The following is a 19045-nucleotide window of genomic DNA, read 5'->3' as shown; positions in this document are numbered from 1 at the left end:
GGCTGTTGGCACCGGTGCGCCCGGAACGCATTTGTTATGCCGTGAGAGGTTGACGCAGCCGGCCATCTGGTCAAGTTTCTGCGTCCGGTCGCGTTTTCATTGGAGCCTAAGCTCAGGACGAAGAAAATAAGGAGGCTCCATGGCCGACGAAGCGCTTGTCATTATCGACCTGCAGAACGATTTCTGCCCAGGTGGCGCCCTGGAAGTGGCCGGTGGCGACGAAATCGTGCCGTTGGTCAATGATCTGATCCGGCGGACCGAGCACGTCCTGCTGACGCAGGACTGGCACCCTGCCGGCCATTCGAGCTTTGCCTCCAGCCACCCCGGCAAGCGACCGTTCGAAACGATCGACATGCCTTATGGCGAGCAGACGCTGTGGCCTGATCACTGCATCCAGGGCAGCCTTGGTTCGGACTTCCATTCCGGCTTGGCCTGGAGCAAGGCCGAGCTGGTGATCCGCAAGGGGTTCCGTCCTGCGATCGACAGCTATTCGGCATTCTTCGAGAACGACCGGACGACGCCGACCGGCCTTGCCGGCTATCTCCGGGAGCGGAATATCGATACGCTGACCCTGGTCGGCCTGGCGACGGATTTCTGCGTCGCCTTTTCGGCGCTCGACGCGGTCAAGCTCGGTTTTGCGACATCGGTGCGGCTCGACGCCTGCCGCGGCATCGATCTCAACGGCTCCATGGAGACGATGCTGGGCCGGATGCGCGATGCCGGCGTGGCACTGATTTGAACGTCATCCAGCCGAACCTGACAGACTTTTGAGGGCTTCATGCGGTTTGCGGCGTTGACGGCAAGTGCTGCACTTATTGCCGCAATCCTTTCTCCGGGAGCGGTTCTCGCGGCCGAAGCGCACGAATTGCCGGGCGCCGCCATGTCGCTGTGGTGGGTGTTGCCGTTTGCCGGGCTGTTGCTTTGCATCGCGACCGGCCCGCTGCTGTTCCATCATGCCTGGGAGCACCATTACGGCAAGATCGCTGCCTTCTGGGCGGCATTGGTGATCGGGCCGCTGGCAATCGCCTTCGGCATTCCGTCGGCCACGCAGGCGGTGCTGCATGCGCTGCTCACCGAATACATGTCGTTCATCATCCTGCTGTTTGCGCTGTTCACCATTTCGGGCGGCATCTTCGTTGCCGGCAACATACACGGCACGCCGCTGGTCAATGCCGGGCTGTTGCTGGGCGGCGCTGTACTTTCTTCCATCATCGGCACAACCGGCGCCTCGATGATCCTGATCAGGCCGCTCATCCGCGCAAACGACAACCGGCGCTTCAACGCCCATGTCGTCATCTTCTTCATCTTCCTGGTGTCCAACATCGGCGGCTCGCTGACGCCGCTCGGCGATCCGCCGCTGTTCGTCGGCTTTCTGCGCGGCGTCGATTTCTTCTGGACGACAGTTCACCTGTTGCCCGAGACGCTGTTCGTCGCCGGCGTGGTGCTGGTGGTTTTCCTGGCGATCGACATCATCATGCATCATCGGGAGGAAGGCGCGCCGAAGATCAAGGATCCGACGCCCGACAGCAAGGTGCGCATCCGCGGCCTGGCCAACATCCCGCTGCTGGCCGGGGTAATCGCCGCGATCCTGATTTCCGCTGCCTGGAAGCCGGGAGTGAGCTTCGCTTTTCAGGGCGTCAGCCTCGAGCTGCAGAATCTGGTGCGCGACGCCGCCATCCTGATACTGGCCTTCATGTCGCTTGTCGTCTCGCCGAAGGAGTTTCGCGGCGCAAACGCCTTCAGCTGGGGGCCGATCGCCGAGGTGGCGAAGCTGTTCGCCAGCATCTTCATCTGCATCGTTCCGGTCGTCGCCATATTGCGGGCCGGCCTCGACGGCGCGCTGGCGCCGTTGGTGCTGCTGGTCAGTTCGCCGACCGGCGCGCCCGACAATCTCGCGTATTTCTGGCTGACCGGAGCGCTGTCGTCCTTCCTCGACAATGCGCCGACCTATCTGGTGTTCTTCGAACTGGCCGGCGGCGATGCGCAGCATCTGATGACCGAGCTCGCCTCGACGCTGGCGGCGATCTCGGCAGGCGCGGTGTTCATGGGCGCCAACACCTATGTCGGCAACGCGCCGAATTTCATGGTCTACGCCATTGCCAGGCATCGCGGCATCAAGATGCCGAGCTTCTTTGGCTATATGGCGTGGTCGGGCGCCGTGCTGATCCCGACTTTCCTGCTCGCCGGCTTGCTGTTTTTTGCCTGATCAGCCGACGCCGACATAGCGACGGACCGCCGAGGGATCGGCACGCAGTTCCTCGACATCGACCGTCTCGCGGTTGCGGCCGTTCTCGATGAAGCAAACGCGGTCTGCGACCGAGAGCACGGCGTCGACGCGCTGTTCGACAAGAATTGTCGACACGCCGAGCGCTCGCAGTTTCGACACGGTTTCACGGATCCTGGCGATCATCGACGGCATCAGCCCTTCGGTCGGTTCATCGAGCAGGAGCACCTGCGGTTCCAGACACAGGGCGCGGGCCATGGCCAGCATCTGCTGCTCGCCGCCGGACAGCGTGCCGGAACGCTGCCTGAGGCGCTGGCGCAGCAACGGGAAAAGATCGAGCACGTTCTCGCGCGTCGCCTTGCCCTTGTTGCGGGCCATCAGGCCGATCTCGATGTTTTCCGCCACGGTCATCTCGGCGAACAGCCGCCGGCCCTGCGGCACGTAGGCGACGCCAGCCTTGGGCACCTCATGTGCCGGCAGACCGGTCAATTCCCGGCCTTCGAGCCGGATCGAGCCGGCGCTTGCCGGCACCAGGCCCATGATCGCCTTCAGCGTCGTCGTCTTGCCGGCGCCGTTGCGGCCGAACAGGCAGAGCACCTCGCCCTCGTTCAACACAAGATCCAAGCCATAGAGCACCTGGACTTCGCTATAGAAGCAATCGAGCCCGGATATGGTCAACGCCTTGGACTGGGCCTCAGCCATGGGTGGTCCCCAGATAGGCGTCCTGCACCGCGGCATTGGCGCGGATCTGCTCGGGCGTGCCTTCAGCCAAGATCCTGCCGGCATTGAAGACGGTGATGCGGTCGGCGAGTTGCATGACCACCGGCATGTTGTGCTCGATCAAAAGCACGGTGGCACTGTCGGCGATCTCGCGCACCAGCTCGATGAAATTGTCGATCTCGCTATCGGCCAGCCCTTGCGTCGGTTCGTCGAGGATCAGCAGCCGCGGCTTCAGTGCCAGTCCCATTGCCACTTCCAGCAGCCGCTGGTGACCGTAGGACAATTGCCCGGCCGGCATTTGCGCCCGGTCGGCAAGGCCGGTGCGCTCGAGAGCCGCCATGACGCCGGTGTGAACCGCGCCCTTCGAGCGGCCGTCGGTCAGCGTGCGCTGCACCGGCAGGGCAACATTGTCGTAGGCGCTGAGATTGGCAAAGACGCTGGTGATCTGGAACGTGTAGGCGATGCCAAGGCGAACTCGGGCGTAGGCAGGCATGCTGGTGATGTCGGCGCCGTCGAAGACGATCATGCCCGACGAGGGCTGGATGCGGCCGCTGACCAGGCTGACGAAGGTGGTCTTGCCGGCACCGTTGGGGCCGATGATGGCGCGGATCTCGCCCGGCATCAGCGCGAAGTCGACGCCGTCGACGGCGCGCAAGCCGCCGAAACTGCGCGACAGGCCTTTGGTGGTAAGCAGCGGCATCATGGCAACCACCCGAGCCAGCGCTGGCGGATGCTGCCGAGAATGCCTCTCGGGAAGAACAGCACCAGCAGGATGAGCGCTATGCCGACGATCAGCAGATAGGCCGAGGTGTAGCCGCTGGCGACGTCGATGACATAATACATGAACAGTGTGCCGATCAGCGGACCGAGCGTGGTGGCGGCACCGCCCAGCAGCACCCAGAGCAGCGGCAGGATGGAATACTGCACCGAGGCGAAGCTCGAGCCGACATAGCCGAACAGCAGCGCATAGGCAGCGCCGGAAGCCGCACAGATGCTGCCGGAGATGACGACGGCGGCAAGCTTGCTGGAGAACGTGTCGTAGCCAAGCATCTTGGTCCGCTCCTCGTTCTCGCGGATGGCGACCAGCACACGGCCATAGCCGGAGCGGACTATCGCCAGGCTTATGAGCAGCACGATCGAGAACAGTGCCAGCGCACTTATATAGCGCACGGTCGCGTTGGTGAGGTCGAATGACGTGCTGCCCAGGACAAGGACCCGCATCGGCTGCGGCACCACCAAGCCCTGGTCGCCGCCGGTCCAGGCGGCGAAATAAAGAATGAGGAGATAAAATACCTGAGCGAACATCATGGTGACGATCATGAAGGCGACGCCGGAGGTGCGCAGCGCCAGCAGCCCGATCACCAGCGCAAGCAGCGCGCCGCAGGCAAGCCCGGCTGCGAAGGCGGCCGGCACGCTCCAGCCGAGATGGATGACGGCAAGGCCGGCGCCATAGAGCCCGGCTGAAAAGAACATGGCATGGCCGAGGCTTAGCAGCCCGACATAGCCGAACAGCAGATTGTAGCCCATGGCGAAGACCGCCAGCACCATAATGCGGGCGAGCAGGCCGTGATGATATTCCGGCAGGACAAAACTAAGCCCGAAAAGCAGGGCGATGACGCCGAGATGCAGCGCATATGGCTTTGCCGGCGAAGCATCCTTCATCGCGATGCTGTCCCGAACAGGCCTTGCGGCCGGAACACCAGCACCATGGCGACAAGCACGGTGGCTATGATCTTGGCCAGCGTCGGCGAGAAGAACACCGAGATAATGCCGTCGGACAGTCCGATCAGCACCGCGGCGAGCACCGTGCCGCGCAACGAGCCGAGGCCGCCGATGATGACGACGATGAACGAGAGCAGCAGCGGGTCCTGCCCCATCAGATAATGCGCCTGGCTGATGGGCACGATCAGCACCGCGGCCACAGCCGCTAGCATGGCGCCGAGCGCGAAAACGCCGGCATAGACTCTGGTCACCGGGATGCCGAAGGCCTGCGCCGTCTCGCTGTCATATTGCGTGGCGCGCATGACGAGGCCCATTTTCGTGCGCGTCAGCACCAGCCAGGTCGCGACCAGCAGCAGCGCCGACGCGGCGATGATCGACAGCTTGTAGCCGGAATAGCCGAACCACGGCAGGAGGATGCGATAGCTGAACGGCGGCTCCACCGGCCGCGCCTCCGGGCCGTAGAAGGTCAGCGCCAATTGCTGGATGATGTAGAGCATGCCGATGGTGGCGACGATGGTGGCTTCCGGATTATAGTTGAGCCGGCGCAGCACCAGCCGTTCGGCGACCAGCGCGATCAGACCGACGATCAATGGCGCCAGCACCAGGGCGGCCAGGAAGCCGAGCGCAGGATGGCCGGATATCGCCGTAGAGATTGCCCAGGCAAGCACCGCGCCCAGCATGAAGAACTCGCCATGCGCGACATTGACAACGCGCATGACGCCGAACACCAGCGACAGGCCGAGCGCCGTCAGCGCCAGCACGGCGGAGGTGACGAGGCCTTCGAGGGCGGCGAGGAGCAGGTGAGGTCCGAAGTGCATCGGCTAAGCACCGGCGGATGCGCGAAGCACCCCCCTCTGGCCTGCCGGCCTGGCCGGCAGGCCAGAGGAGGGTGTCTTGGCGCTCACGCTTGCTGCGGCAGCCAAGCTCACAGCGCCTGCGTCGTGTAATCCCCTTCCGGCTCGTAGAGGCCGTCCTCGATCTTGGTCTTGTGGACGACATTCAGCCGGCCGCCTTCGACCTTGGAGATGTTCTGGATGCCAAAACACTGGTGGATCTTGCCGTTGAAGGTTTTCGGCCCCTGCGGATGCTCGGGCCCTTCGGCGAACTCGGTCAATGCCTCGGTCGCTTCGACCAGCTTGGCGCGGTCTTCCGGGCCCTTGTAGCCGGCATCTTCCATCGCCTTCTTGACGACATAGAGCGTTTCCCAGCAGCCGAACATATGCGCGGCGGTGGAGACGTCCTTGGGGTCGCCGACGGCGGCACCGTTGTCGTCGATGCCGACGGCGGCGCGGTAGGCCTTCTGCGCGGGGGAATCATCAGGCTGCGCGTAGCGCGGCGAACCTTCCCAGAAATGGCTGCCGTCAAGGAATTCGAGGCCGGGGCTGTTGATGTCGGTAGCTTCGAGCGAATCGATGAAGCCGAACAATTGTGGCCGATTGGAGCCGTAGAACTCGCCGAGCTCCTTGACGAAGGTGAGCACCGCCGGGCCGACCATGACGTGGTAGATCACCTCGGTCTCCGCGGGGATCTGCGGGAAATATTTGGTGAAGGAGGATTCTGTCGGGGGGATGGCGATCTGGGCGATGACCTCGGCGCCTTGCGCCTTCAGGGCCGGCGGCAGGTAGTCGCGATGGTCGTAGCCGAACGCGAAATCGGGAAATATCTGCGTCACCTTCTTGCCGGCATTGGCGGCAATCCACGGCGCCATCGACTGGATCTGGCTCTTCACATCGGTGATGCCGGGCTGGAAGACGTAGCGGTTCAACTTGGTCGACGCGACGTGGTGGCCTTCGCTAACGACGAAATAGGGCATCTTGGCCTCGCCGGCGGCCGGCGCCGAGCCGATGACGACATGCGAAAACAGCGTGCCGTAGACGATGTCGGTCTTGTGCTGGGAGGCGAACTTGCCGACGACTTCGGCGCCCCGGCCGGGATCGGTGCCATCATCCTCGATGATCACCTCGACCGGCCGGCCGTTGATGCCGCCAGCATCGTTGATAGCCTTGACGGCAGCGGCCGTGGTCTTCTCGTACCAGCGGCCGTAGGCGGCGCCGATGCCGGTGCGGTGCGACTGAAAGCCGATCTTGATCGGCGCCGAGCTCTGCGCCTGGCTGTAACGCACGAAACCCGGCGCGACGGCAAGACCGGCGCCGGCGGCAAGGCCCTTCAGCGCCGCGCGGCGGGTGAGAGCGGATCTGGAGAGATCGAAAAACCCATTCTTGTCAGTCACGGCAGTTCCCCTTGTTTTTGAGCTTTGACCAATGGCTGTAGCAGGCAGGCCACTCTTGTTAAGAGGGCCGAAAATTGCATGTGTACAAACTAAATCACCAAAGCTCTGACGTGGCAAGCGAGCTTTCCCCAAGGTCCGATTGACGGCCATCGCGCACCTCGTTCATCCGGCGCTCGGCGTCGCAAGCAGCCATAGGCCGAGCACGGTATAGGCGATCATCAGCACGGTGAGCGGGAACTGGCTGAGCGCGGCGCGAGCCGGACCGGGATGCAGCCGCCAGGCCAAGCCATGAGCGACAAGCACTGCAAGCATGTGGCCGGCAATGATGACGCCGGCCTGGAGGTTCCACAGCCACCACGCCGAGCCGGCGCCGGCGACAACGCCGGCTTCAATTGACATGTCGGCGGTACCGAACAGGTTCCAGCCCAGCGCAAGCGGGTCGGAAAGAGCGGCAATCGCATATTGGCCGTCGACCAGCAGCGCCGTCAGATAATGCGCGAAGTGGTAGGCGAGCGCGATCGGTACGATCGACCAGACCAAAAGCCCGGCGGCGTGACCGAGCGAATGCTTGCTGCCGGCAAGGTGCTGGCCAAGAAAGAGGGCGAGCGCGAACACCGCCGCAAGCACGGCAAAGCTCAGCGCAAGGCCGAAACTGCCGATGCCGATCAAAGCGGTGCGTCCAGGAAACTCCAGCGGATTGATCCCGAACCAGCCTAGCCAGAAGAAGGTTTTCGACAGGCCGTCGAAGGAGACAGACGACAGCGCAAGCAGCAGGAAAGCGACGCCGCTGAGCGGTAGCGGCGCGGCACCGAGCAGCTTGGCACCCGGCCAGCAGAGTTTGAGCCGGCCGTCCTCGTTGTGCTCGACGATGGCGAAGTGCGCTACCATGGCAAAGAACACCGTCAGGAACTCGCCGCGCTGGCTCCAGTCGCGGTATCCGAAGACCTGCATGGCGGCAAAGCTCAGCAGCCAATAGGCGCCGGCGGCCCAGGCCAGCCGCGCCGGATCGTCGGGCGCAGGGTCGATCAGCTCGAACCAGGCGAAGGCGAAGAACAGCACGAAAGCCGGCCAATAGCCGAGCCACTGGGGGAGCAACTGCGGCTGCGATCTGCCGAACAAGTGCGAGACGACGCGGCACGGCCCGTACCACGGATTGGCCCACGACCAGAGATCGCCGGCGAGCCCCTGCAACAGAGCCAGGCCAACCCAGAGCAATGTCCATACGGTCAGCGGCAGTGGATTGGAGAGCGGATCGCGGCTGCCGAACAGGCCGGCGGCGATCAGAATTGCAAAGCCGGCAAAGGATACCAGGCTGACGGCAGTTCGCGCGCCGTCGCCGAAGGCGAAAAGCGGCAGGCGTTTGCGCCAGAAGCGGTCGAGGGAGTCCGGCGGGAGTAGAGCGAGGATCAGGAAGCTGGCGGCAACGGCGAGCGCGCCACCCACGACGTAGTAACCGGTGGGAAGCAGCAGGACGTGGCCGCGGTCGGAGGCGTGGGCGAAGGCGGGAGTGGGCGAGAATGCAAAGCCAACAACGACGAGAGCTAGACTGTAACGACGGGGCTCTACGGCGTCCCCCTCTGTCCTACCGGACAGGACAGAGGGGGGCGCGAAGGAACTCATACTACGCAAGAGTCCCCCCACCTCACACTTTCACCAGTTGCTCCACGCGATCCTTCTGGCCGAATATCCGCAAATAGCGCTCGATCTCTTTCTCGTCGCCGGTCGACTTGGCCGGATTGTCGGAAAGCTTGACCGCCGGCCTGCCGTTGGCTTCGGTGACCTTGCAGACCAGCGAGATGGCGTCTAGCCGGTTGGTCTCGGTCGGCGCGCAGCCCTCGAAATCATTGGTCAGGTTGGTACCCCAACCGAAGGACATGCGCACCTTGCCGCGGAAGTGGCGGTAGGTCTCCTCGATGGTCTCGACCTCTAGCCCATCCGAGAAGATGAGCAGCTTCTGCTTGGGGTCCTTGCCCTTTTCGCGCCACCAGGAAATGATCTTCTCGCCGCCTTCGATCGGCGGCGCGCTGTCGGGGCGGAAGCCGGTCCAGTCGGCGACCCAGTCCGGTGCATCGCGCAGGAACGCCGCGGTGCCGAAGGTGTCCGGCAATACGATAAGCAAGTTACCGCCGTAGTAGCGCTGCCAGTCCTGCAGCACGTTGTAGGGCGACTGTTTCAATTCCTTTTCCGAATTGGTGAGCGCGGCGAACACCATCGGCAGTTCATGCGCGTTGGTGCCGAGCGCCTCGAGATCGTTGTCCATGGCGAGCAGCACATTGGAGGTACCGGTGAAGGCCTCGCCGATGCCCTCCTTCAACGCTTCGACGCACCAGCGCTGCCACAGGAAAGAATGGCGGCGGCGGGTGCCGAAATCCGAGATGCGGATGCCGGGCAGCGCCTTCAGCCGCTCAGTCTTGGCCCACATCTTGGCCTTGGCGCGGGCATAGAGCACGTCGAGCGCGAACGGCCCGAACGCTCGCATGGCCGCGCGAGATCGAAGTTCATTGATAATTGCCAGCGCCGGGATCTCCCACAGCGTCGTGTACATCCACGGGCCGCTGAAGGCGAGTTCGTATTGGCCGTCGCGCTTGGAAAGCTCGTATTCGGGCAGCCGGAAATTTTCCAGCCAGGCGAGGAATTCCGGTTCGAAGATCTGCTTGCGGCCATAGAAGGTGTTGCCGCCGAGCCAGATCATCTCTTTCTTCGAGAAGCGCAAGGTGCGGGCATGGTCGAGCTGCTCGCGCAGCTCCGTCTCATCGATCTCCTCGGCAAGGCGGACCGAGGTGGTTCGGTTGATCAGCGAGAAGGTGGCGTCGACCTTGGGATACATGCCCCAGATCATCTGCAGCATCAGAAGCTTGTAGAAATCGGTGTCGAGCAAGCTACGGACGATCGGGTCGAGCTTCCAAGTGTGGTTGTAGACGCGCCGCGCTATATCGGTCTTTGCCATCGCTCAATGCGCCTTCGCTGCTCGCTCTAGCTTTTGTCTATCGCAATCCGGACGGAAAACCGCTGCGCACTTTTCCTGGAATTGCTCCAAATGCCTCTTAGCATCGAATTTTTGAACGCGCCTCCCGCTTTGCGGGCTGGCCCGACAAAAAGAAGCCCCTGCGGCAAGCGGCGCCTGCGGCAGTTTCGGCCTCAGGATGCAGTCTTGGAGCCGACCACCTTGAGCGCTGGACGCTTGCGGCGAATGCCGATGCGACCTGCCACCGGCGCGTCGGCGCGGCGGTCGGCCTGCTCTTTCTCGGCAAACAGCCAGTCGATGAACAATTGCACGATCGGCGCCGACCGCATCTCGTTGCGGCAGACGACGTAGAAATCGTCGACCGCCGGCACGGAAAGGCTGAACGGGGCGACAAGCAGACCCCTGGCGAGCAGTCCGCTTGCCGTCACCGTATCGCCGAGCGCCACGCCATGGCCGTGCACGGCGGCTTCGGTCGCCATGCGCGCATCGCCGAGATGATGGCGGCGGCCGCGCTCCAGATCCAGTGCGTCGGCGGCGGCCAGCCAGGTGTGCCATTCGCGGCCGTCATCGCCATGCAGGAAGACGTGATCGGCGAGGTCGCGGACGGTGCGGATCGGGCGGTTGTTGATCAGCGTCGGACTGACCACCGGGAACAGTTCGAGACCCGACCATTTGCGCATCCAGCAGTCGGTCCAGCTGCCGTCGCCATAGTGCACGCAGACATCGATGTGCGGAGCGCGGACGTCCTTGGCGTCATTGGATGGGATCAGCGTCAGCCTGATATCCGGATATTGCGAGGTGAAGCTGCCCAGCCGCGGGATCATCCATAGCAACAGCAGAGCCGGCACGCACGATACCGACAGCGCGCCGGTGCTGGCCGGCCGTGTCATGCGCTGTGTGGCCGCCGCAATGCCGTCGAAGGCGGTCGACACCGCCGGCAGCAACTCGGCGCCGTGCGGCGTCAGCTTCACCCGCTGGCCGGCACGCTCGAACAGCTTGACGCCCAATGATTGCTCGAGCGCCTTGATCTGATGACTGATGGCGCCGTGGGTGACGTTCAGCTCGGCCGCCGCCTTGCTCAGTGAGGCATGGCGCGCCGTCGCCTCGAAGGCGCGCAGCGGGTTGAGCGGTGGCAAACGCTTGGCCATTTGGAACCTGAACTCTGTGAGATTTTCTCACAGCGAACACCCTAACAATATCAATTGATTTTTCAATGCAGCTACAGGACACTTTGCCCAGGCATTGCATCAAGACGTGAAATCTGCAGGCAGCCAACGCTGCGGCTATCGAGGCCGCCGTCCGCGCACCGCACCAGCCATGGAGGACCGACATGGGTTACGACCGCGGCAAGCTCGAAGCGTTGCGCCGCAAATATGGCGAGAGCCATGGCGGCGAAATGTTCGACCCGAAATTCCAGCGTGTCGCCGACAAGATCTTCTCCAAGACCGGCACGCGGCTGGCGCCCTATTCCGGCATCCCGACCTTCCTCGCGGCGCCCTATCGTGAAATCGCCGCCGACAATCCGGATTTCGGCGATCTGCAGGTGGCGATGATCGGCGTGCCGATGGATCTTGGCGTCACCAACCGGCCGGGCGCCCGTTTCGGGCCACGGGCGTTGCGCGCCATCGAGCGCATCGGCCCCTACAATCATGTGCTGGAATGCGCGCCGACGCATGAGCTGAAGGTCGCCGACATCGGCGACGTGCCGTTCCAGAGCCGCTACCGGCTGGAGACCAGCCATGACGACATCGAACGCCGCACCAACCAGATCGTCGACGCCGGCGTCCTTCCGCTTTCAGTCGGCGGCGACCATTCGATCAGCCACCCGATCCTGAAGGCTGTCGGCAAGAAGGCGCCGGTGGGCATGATCCATATCGACGCCCATTGCGACACCAGCGGCCTGTTCGACATGACCAAGTTCCACCATGGCGGGCCGTTCCGCAACGCGGTGCTGGACGGCGTGCTCGACCCGAGCCGCGCCATCCAGATCGGCATTCGCGGCTCGGCCGAATATCTGTGGGAGTTCACCTATGAGTCCGGCATGACCGTGGTGCATGCCGAAGAGGTAACCGGCCTCGGCATTCCCGCCATTATCGAGAAGGCGCGCAGGATAGTCGGCGACGGCCCGACCTACGTCTCCTTCGACATCGACAGCATCGATCCGGCCTTCGCACCGGGCACCGGCACGCCGGAGGTCGGCGGGCTGACGACGCGCGAAGTGCTCGAGCTGCTGCGCGGCCTGAAGGGCCTCAACATCGTCGGCGGCGACGTCGTCGAGGTGGCACCGCAATATGACGCGACCACCAACACGGCGCATGCCGGCGCGCAGGTGCTGTTCGAGATCCTCAGCCTGATGGTGTTCAGCCCGGCGATTGCCGGCAGGGCAGGCTGACGCAGCTCGACCATGATCCCGAAAGTGGGAACCGGTTTTCGGAAAAGATCATGGTCCACTAGAGAATCCAAAGGCGACCGCCGCGCTGGAGCCGGCGGTTGCATTCAACAAACAAGCTTCCAGCAGGGGAATGACAATGACACTTCACATGAAGCTCAAATCATCCATCGTCGCCGTGCTGATGTTCGGCGCGACCGGTCTTGCTTTCACCACCCAGGCCGCCAATGCCGACGCCATCGACGACATCGCCAAGGCCGGTGCCATCAATGTCGGCATCTTTTCCGACTTCCCGCCCTTCTCCTCGGCCAGCGCCGACATGAGCATCAAGGGCTACGACATCGACGTGGCGCAATCCATCGCCGACCAGCTCAAGGTCAAGCTCAACCTGGTCAGCGTGACCGGCCAGAACCGCATTCCGTACCTGACCGACAAGCGCGTCGACCTGCTGATGAGCGTCGGCTACTCCAAGGAGCGTGAGCAGGTGATCGATTTCGCTGCCGCCTACGCACCCTACTACATCGCCGTCATCGGCCCGGCAGCACTCTCGGTCAAAGGCAAGGAAGACCTTGCCGACAAGTCGATCGCCGTCAATCGCGGCACGCTGGAGGACACCTCGCTGACCGAGGCGGCACCCGCCTCGGCCGACATCCGCCGTTTCGACAACTATAATTCCGTCATCCAGGCGTTCATCTCGGGCCAGACCCAACTGATGGTGGTCGGCAACGATGTCGGCGCCCAGGTGCTGGCTCGCCAGGAGGAACTGAAGCCGGAGCAGAAATTCCAGCTTCTCACGTCGCCCTCGCATATCGGCCTCAACAAGAAGGAAGACCGCCTCAAGCAAGCGGTCAACGATGCGGTCGCCAAAATGCTGGCCGACGGCAAACTGGACGAAAGCTCGAAGGCCTGGCTGAAGACACCGCTCGATCCCGCCAATCTCAAGGATTGACGGCCGGTGACCTATAGCCTCGACTTCGGCTGGCTTGCCGGGGCGACAGGGGCGATCGCGCGCGGCGCGGCCACGACGATCCTGTTGATCGCCGTGACCACGCTGGCGGGAACGTTGCTCAGCATCCTCGGCGCCGCAGGGCGGCGGAACGGTCCGCTGCTGCTCAAGCGGGCGATCGGCTGGTATGTCGAGGTGATCCGCAACACGCCGTTCCTGGTGCAGCTGTTCTTCATCTTCTTCGGGCTGCCCAGCATCGGCGTCAGGCTCGATCCGGTGCTGGCGGCCATGTTGGCGATGACGCTCAACATGGCCGCCTACACGATCGAGATCGTTGGCGCCGGGCTCGACGCGGTGCCGCCCGGGCAGACGGAAGCGGCACTGGCGCTTGGGCTCAGGCCACGCCAGGTCTTCATCAAGATCGTGCTGCCGCAGGCGCTCAAGGTGATCTATCCGGCGCTGACCAGCCAGATCGTCATCATGATGCTGGAATCCGCCGTGGTGTCGCAGATCGCGGTGCGCGAGCTGACCTATGAGGCCGACATGCTGCAGGCGCGCACGTTCCGGGCTTTCGAGACCTATTTCGTGGTGACGATGGTCTATCTCGCCCTGTCGATTGGGCTGCGCCGGCTGCTGGTCGGCGGCGGGCGCCGGCTTCTTGGAGCCGGTGTGTCATGATCGAATTCACCTTCTGGGACATTCTGCGCAACCTGCTGCTGGCGGCGCGCTGGACGGTGCTCTTGTCGTTGGCCGCCTTTGTCGGCGGGGCCGTGGTTGGTATGGTCGTGCTGTTCTTCCGGATCGCCAAGAACAAATGGGCGCGCCGCTTTGCGTCCGGCTACATCGCGCTTTTCCAGGGCACGCCGCTGCTGATGCAACTGTTCCTGATGTTCTTCGGCCTGCCTATGCTGGGCCTGCGCATCGAGCCGTGGACCGCGGCGGTGCTTGGCCTGACCTTCTTTGCCAGCGCCTATCTCGCCGAGATCTGGCGCGGCGGCGTCGATGCACTGCCGCGCGGCCAGTGGGACGCCGGCGCCAGCCTCGGCCTGCACTACCTGCAGGAGCTCAGGCTGATCATCCTGCCGCAGGCGTTTTCGATCACCCGCGCGCCGACCGTCGGCTTCCTGGTGCAGCTGATCAAGTCGACCGCGCTGACCTCGATCATCGGTTTCGAGGAGCTGGTGAGGACATCCAACGCGATCAACAATGCGACCTTCGAACCGTTCAAAGTCTATGGGCTGGTAGCACTGATCTTCTTCGTCATGTGCTTCCCGCTAACGCAATACGCACGTTCGCTCGAGCAGCGGGCGGCCGCCCGCTGAGCCGGGCGACCAGCAATTCAACGCCCGAATACCAGCGGCGGCGCGATTCTGTCCCGCCGCAGCCAGCGCCCCAGCAGGAGTGCAGCAACCACCGCCAGTCCCGACGACAGGCCGATCCAGATGCCGACGCCATGGAAGCCGAAACGGAAGGCGAGCAGCACGCCGAGCGGCAGGCCGATGCCCCAATAGCCGATCGCGGCGTAGATCATCGGCACCTTGGTGTCGTGCAGCCCGCGCAGCATGCCGCTGGCTACCGCCTGCGCGCCGTCAAAAACCTGGAACAGCGCGGCAAAAGCGAGGAACGACACGGCAAGCGCCACCACCTCGGCATTAGCCGGATTGCCCACATCGATGAAGGCGCCGATCAAGAAATGCGGCCACAAGATCATCACCAGCCCCATCAGCGCCATGAAGGAGACACCGACGACATAGGCAGTCCAGCCAGCCCGGCTGACACCTTCCGGATTGCCGGCGCCGTGGGCGAGCCCGACGCGCACCGTCACCGCCTGGTTGAGGCCGAGCGGCACCATGAAGGTGACCGAGGCGATCTGGATGGCGATCGCATGGGCGGCAAGCGAAGCCGCATCGATCAGGCCCATGAGAAAGGCGGCCGCGTTGAAGATCGTCACCTCGAACGCCAGCAGGCCGGCGATCGGCAGGCCGAGCCGCAGCAGGCCCTTGAAGCGCGGCCAATCGGCGCGCCAGAAGCGTCCGAACAGACGATAGCGCCGGAATTTCTTCTCAAGCATCACCACCGTCGCCATGCCGGCGAACATCAGCGTACTGGACAAAGTGGTGGCAAGGCCGGAGCCGGCGATGCCCATCGATTGGATGCCGAGATTGCCGAACATGAACAGCCAGTTGAAGAAGGCATTGCAGGCGACGGCAACGAAAACGATGATCAGTGCCCAGCCCGGCCGCTCCAGCGCCGAAATGAACGAGCGCAGGACGATATAGCCGAAAAAGGGCAGCACCGCCCATTCGAGCCAGCGCAGATAGATACCCGCCTGATGCGCCAGCGCCGGCTCCTGCCCCATGGCCAGCAACACGCTCTCGCCGTGCCAGAGAAGGGCCCATATCGGAAGGCAGATGAGGATCGCCAGCCACAGACCCTGGCGCACGGTGCGGCGCAGGTCGCGCACCGAGTGGCGGTGACGGCCGAGCTCGGTCGCCATCATCGGCGAGGTCGCCAGCATCAGGCCAAGTCCAAAGATCAGCGGCATGAAATAGAGGTTGGCGCCAAGCGCGCCGCTGGCCAGCGTGTCCGGCCCCAGCCGCCCCATCATCATGACGTCGGTAGCGGTCATCGCGGTCTGGCCGAGATTGGTCAGCACCATCGGCCAGGCGAGCGCCAGCATCGCCCTGATTTCCCGACGCCAAAGGTTTTCCGGCGCGCGAGCGTCGGCTTCGATCGCAGACATTCCAGTTTTCCGCCTATCCGATTGCGGCACGTCGGCAAGAGCCGGAAGCCGCATCTCAGCGCAGAAACGGCCACGATCGGCCGGATTCCGCATTACGACGGGTTTGTCTATGAAATAGGCACCGGTGGCAAGGGGCTGACTTGCGGAAGGGTTAAGCCAGTCAGCTCAATGCAGGCTGTTGGAGAGGCTATGGAAGCCGCTATTGTCACGGTGGATTCATTTGAAAGGCACCCTGATGAGCGCGTTTCCCGAAATCTATCTGGTTCGGCATGGCGAGACGGAATGGAGTGCATCCGGAAAGCATACCGGCCGGACCGACATACCGCTGACGCCGGCCGGCGAGGACGCTGCGAGGCGGGTCACTGAGCGGCTAAAGGGCCTGTCCTTCTCGGCGGTGTGGTCGAGCCCGTCGCAGCGCGCCTTCAACACCTGTGCGCTGGCCGGCTTCGGCTCTTCGGGCGTAAAAAAGGACGATCTGGCAGAGTGGGATTATGGTGCCTATGAGGGATTGACCACCAAGCAAATCCTTGCCGAACGTCCAGGCTGGCGTCTCTTTCGCGACGGTTGCCCGAGGGGCGAATCAGCCGCGGACGTCGGCTCGAGGGCGGACCGCATCGTCAGCCAGCTGCGCCAGGCCAACGGCAACATCCTGGTGTTTTCAAGCTCGCATTTCCTGCGAGTGCTGGCTGCGCGCTGGCTCGGCCTGCCGCCGCAAGAGGGCGCGCTGTTCGTGCTGGATACCGCCAGCATAAGCGTGCTCGGTTATGAGCATGATCTCGACGAGCCGGTTGTTCGGCGCTGGAACCAGCGATAGCGCGTGAAAGCCGTTCGACCTATATGATCGCGTCCAGCGACCGCCTTTGCCTGTGCATTTCGAGGAACACGCGGTAGTCGCGGTCGAACCGGCCGGCGGCAGCCGGATTGGGCTCTCGCGTCCTGCCGCCTTGCTGCATGGCAACGCAGGCGGCATTCAAATCGGGAAAAAGCCTGGCCGCGGTGGCGGCAATCATGCCGGTGCCGAGCAGCACCGCCTCGTCCGCCAGCGGCTCGACCACCGTGCAGCCGGTGGCGTCGGCATAGAGTTCCATCAACAGCGGGTTCTTAGTGTGGCCGCCGGTGACGTGCAGCGTGTCGATCAGATAGCCGTTCTCGTTCAGTGCTTCCAGCACATGGCGGACGCCAAGCGCGATGCTGACGGCGGTGCGCCAGTAAAGCTTGCACAGGCTGTCGAAGGAGGAATCCAGTGTCAGTCCGCTAATGACGCCGACGGCATGCGGGTCGGCAAGCGGCGAGCGGTTGCCATGGAAATCCGGCAATACATGCAGCCTTGCGGCGAGGTTGCCACCCTCGGCGGCGCGCAGCTCGGCGACGCGGCGGGCGATCCTGGCATGCATTACGGCATCCGGCTCGCCGCCGGCGCCATGCCAGCGGATGATGTGATCGAGCAGCGCTCCTGTGGCCGACTGGCCGCCTTCCGACAGCCAAAGACCGGGAAGGGCTGCGCCATAATATGGCCCCCAGACACCGGCGAAAGGCTGCGGATCTGGCGACATCGCCATGACGCAACTCGACGTACCGGCAATCAGGGCCAGATGGCGGCCGATGTTCGTCGCGTCACCTGCGAAACCGCCGAGCACGCCGAGCGCGCCGGCATAGGCATCGATGACGCCGGCGCCGACCCGGCATTTTTCGGTGAGGCCAAGCTCCGCCGCGGCTTGCGCGCTGAGCGGACCGATATCTGCGCCGACCGGGCTCGCCTTCTCTGGCAAATTGCCGTGCTCGAAAAGGTCGCCGAGCCCGACCGCTTCGAAGAAGTCGCGCCGCCAGCCGGTCGCTTCATGGGCCAGATAGGTCCATTTGGCGGTCAGCGTGCATTGCGAACGGGCGAGCGAGCCGGTCGCCTTCCAGGTGAGGAAGTCGGTAAGGTCGAACAGGTAGCCGGCTTCGTTCCATGTTCCGGGCAGGTTGCGCTTCAGCCACATCAGCTTCGGCGTTTCCATTTCCGGCGACATGACGCCGCCGATATAGTCGAGCACGGCGTGGCCGCTTTCGGTGCATTCATCGGCCTCGGCAATTGCGCGATGGTCGAGCCAGACGATGGTGTCCCAGCGCCTTTCGCCAGTAACGGATACGCTGAGCTGGCCGCCATGCCGGTCCCGCACCACCAGCGAGCAGGTGGCGTCAAAAGAGATGCCGACGATATCCTCAGCCTTCACGTGCGCCTTTTCGCGGGCAGCACGCACGGCACTGCACACCGCCGACCAGATATCCTGCGAATCGTGCTCGGCGTGATCGGCCTTCGGCTGTTGCATGGCGATCGGGTGCTCGGCGCGGCCGAGCAAGGCGCCACCGGTGTCGAGAATGCCGGCACGGGCGCTTCCGGTGCCGACATCGACCGCGCAAACGAAACTATTGGTCAAGGTGTTCTTGCTCTCGCTCCCAGGCCTGCAATCAGATCGGGCAATTGCAGCATGTCAGCGAATATAAAGTCCGGCTCACTCGACGCAAGCCGCGCTTTCAAGGCCGGGTTGCCGGTGTGCGAGCCGCCGGTGAAGGCAAGGACGCGCATGCCGGCCGCCCGCGCCGCTTCGATGCCGGCCGGGCTGTCCTCGACGACGAGGCAGTTTCGCGGGGCCGCTCTCATTTTATCTGCTGCATGGAGAAAGAGATCGGGCGCCGGTTTGCCCCGCGCCACCATGGCAGCGCTGAACAGATGCGGCTCCAGCAGCCCAAGCAGCCCCGTAACCTCGAGCGCATAGCGGATGCGCTCCAGCGTGCCGGAGGAGGCGACGCAGCACGGCACGCCGAGCTTCGGCAGGACCTGTGCGATGCCTGGCATCGGTTTCAGCTCCTGGCGGAACTTGCGCATCAGTTCGGAGCGCATCTCGGTCAGATGCTGGTCGGTGAGATCGAGCCCGAAGTCGCTTGCGAGGATTTCGCGGACGCTCTTCATGCTCTTGCCGAGGAAGTGCTCGTAGGCAATGTCCTCGCTGACGTTGCCGCCGGCAAGCGCGATCATCTCCAGCAATGCCGAGACGGACAGCATCTCACTGTCCACCAGCACGCCGTCACAGTCGAAAATGACCAGTTCAGGCGTCATCGCGCT

18 protein-coding genes are annotated in these 19045 nt (G+C 63.8%); 7 read left to right on the top strand and 11 right to left on the bottom strand.

Going from position 1 to position 19045, the window contains the following annotated elements:
• Window positions 1–139: 139 nt before the first annotated feature.
• Together pncA and NKH50_RS13695 are read left to right on the top strand one after the other, a co-directional pair.
• Complete coding sequence (pncA, locus tag NKH50_RS13700) at window positions 140–739, top strand: bifunctional nicotinamidase/pyrazinamidase (protein WP_352506043.1); 600 nt, start codon at window positions 140–142, stop codon at window positions 737–739.
• Between the two features lie 39 nt (window positions 740–778).
• The gene (locus tag NKH50_RS13695; protein WP_352879336.1) at window positions 779–2206 is read left to right on the top strand and encodes a sodium:proton antiporter; all 1428 of its coding nucleotides are present in this window, start codon (window positions 779–781) and stop codon (window positions 2204–2206) included.
• Here NKH50_RS13695 and NKH50_RS13690 read toward each other — a convergent pair whose 3' ends face one another.
• The 8 genes from NKH50_RS13690 to gcvA all read right to left on the bottom strand — a co-directional run bounded on the left by NKH50_RS13690 (window position 2207) and on the right by gcvA (window position 11009).
• Window positions 2207–2926 carry an ABC transporter ATP-binding protein gene (locus tag NKH50_RS13690; RefSeq protein WP_352686394.1) on the bottom strand — a complete coding sequence of 240 codons (720 nt, stop codon included), beginning with the start codon at window positions 2924–2926 and terminating at the stop codon, window positions 2207–2209.
• The gene (locus tag NKH50_RS13685) at window positions 2919–3647 is read right to left on the bottom strand and encodes an ABC transporter ATP-binding protein (RefSeq protein WP_352879334.1); all 729 of its coding nucleotides are present in this window, start codon (window positions 3645–3647) and stop codon (window positions 2919–2921) included. The genes NKH50_RS13690 and NKH50_RS13685 overlap by 8 nt, the downstream gene beginning before the upstream one ends.
• Window positions 3644–4606 (bottom strand): branched-chain amino acid ABC transporter permease, encoded by a 963-nt coding sequence (locus NKH50_RS13680; protein ID WP_352751766.1) that lies wholly within the window; start codon window positions 4604–4606, stop codon window positions 3644–3646. The genes NKH50_RS13685 and NKH50_RS13680 overlap by 4 nt, the downstream gene beginning before the upstream one ends.
• Window positions 4603–5484: a branched-chain amino acid ABC transporter permease gene (locus NKH50_RS13675; protein ID WP_352751768.1), complete on the bottom strand. Its 882-nt coding sequence runs from the start codon at window positions 5482–5484 to the stop codon at window positions 4603–4605. Before NKH50_RS13675 ends, NKH50_RS13680 begins: the two co-directional genes overlap by 4 nt.
• A gap of 107 nt (window positions 5485–5591) precedes the next feature.
• On the bottom strand, window positions 5592–6896 hold the full coding sequence (locus NKH50_RS13670; RefSeq protein WP_352777693.1) for an ABC transporter substrate-binding protein: 1305 nt from the start codon (window positions 6894–6896) through the stop codon (window positions 5592–5594).
• Between the two features lie 162 nt (window positions 6897–7058).
• On the bottom strand, window positions 7059–8516 hold the full coding sequence (locus NKH50_RS13665; protein WP_352751772.1) for a hypothetical protein: 1458 nt from the start codon (window positions 8514–8516) through the stop codon (window positions 7059–7061).
• A 22-nt stretch (window positions 8517–8538) separates the two neighbouring features.
• Window positions 8539–9843, bottom strand: coding sequence for a nicotinate phosphoribosyltransferase (gene pncB / locus NKH50_RS13660; RefSeq protein WP_254815847.1), 1305 nt, complete (start codon window positions 9841–9843; stop codon window positions 8539–8541).
• Between the two features lie 191 nt (window positions 9844–10034).
• Window positions 10035–11009 (bottom strand): transcriptional regulator GcvA, encoded by a 975-nt coding sequence (gene gcvA, locus NKH50_RS13655; RefSeq protein ID WP_352477004.1) that lies wholly within the window; start codon window positions 11007–11009, stop codon window positions 10035–10037.
• Window positions 11010–11191: 182 nt separating this feature from the next.
• On the opposite strand from gcvA, the gene speB reads away from it, so the two are divergent.
• The 4 genes from speB to NKH50_RS13635 all read left to right on the top strand — a co-directional run bounded on the left by speB (window position 11192) and on the right by NKH50_RS13635 (window position 14518).
• Entirely contained in the window at window positions 11192–12253 is a 1062-nt protein-coding gene (gene speB, locus NKH50_RS13650; protein ID WP_352506050.1) for an agmatinase, read from the top strand.
• Between the two features lie 136 nt (window positions 12254–12389).
• Window positions 12390–13199, top strand: coding sequence for a transporter substrate-binding domain-containing protein (locus NKH50_RS13645; protein WP_352477002.1), 810 nt, complete (start codon window positions 12390–12392; stop codon window positions 13197–13199).
• Window positions 13200–13205: 6 nt separating this feature from the next.
• Window positions 13206–13874, top strand: a complete 669-nt coding sequence (locus tag NKH50_RS13640) for an amino acid ABC transporter permease (protein ID WP_254815843.1) — start codon at window positions 13206–13208, stop codon at window positions 13872–13874.
• Window positions 13871–14518 carry an amino acid ABC transporter permease gene (locus NKH50_RS13635; protein ID WP_352509350.1) on the top strand — a complete coding sequence of 216 codons (648 nt, stop codon included), beginning with the start codon at window positions 13871–13873 and terminating at the stop codon, window positions 14516–14518. Before NKH50_RS13640 ends, NKH50_RS13635 begins: the two co-directional genes overlap by 4 nt.
• 17 nt (window positions 14519–14535) lie before the next feature.
• On the opposite strand, the gene NKH50_RS13630 is transcribed toward NKH50_RS13635, so the two are convergent.
• Window positions 14536–15939: an MATE family efflux transporter gene (locus NKH50_RS13630; protein WP_352879329.1), complete on the bottom strand. Its 1404-nt coding sequence runs from the start codon at window positions 15937–15939 to the stop codon at window positions 14536–14538.
• A gap of 232 nt (window positions 15940–16171) precedes the next feature.
• On the opposite strand from NKH50_RS13630, the gene NKH50_RS13625 reads away from it, so the two are divergent.
• Complete coding sequence (locus NKH50_RS13625; RefSeq protein ID WP_352686648.1) at window positions 16172–16753, top strand: histidine phosphatase family protein; 582 nt, start codon at window positions 16172–16174, stop codon at window positions 16751–16753.
• A gap of 19 nt (window positions 16754–16772) precedes the next feature.
• Here NKH50_RS13625 and NKH50_RS13620 read toward each other — a convergent pair whose 3' ends face one another.
• Complete coding sequence (locus tag NKH50_RS13620; protein ID WP_352686365.1) at window positions 16773–18359, bottom strand: FGGY-family carbohydrate kinase; 1587 nt, start codon at window positions 18357–18359, stop codon at window positions 16773–16775.
• Entirely contained in the window at window positions 18356–19039 is a 684-nt protein-coding gene (locus NKH50_RS13615) for an HAD family hydrolase (RefSeq protein ID WP_254815839.1), read from the bottom strand. Before NKH50_RS13615 ends, NKH50_RS13620 begins: the two co-directional genes overlap by 4 nt.
• Window positions 19040–19045: the final 6 nt, after the last annotated feature.

The organism is Mesorhizobium sp. M1027 (genome assembly GCF_040318745.1).
Classification (GTDB): Bacteria; Pseudomonadota; Alphaproteobacteria; order Rhizobiales; family Rhizobiaceae; genus Mesorhizobium.
Note: the sequence above shows the minus strand (reverse complement) of the source record. Positions and strands in the feature narration are given on the sequence as shown.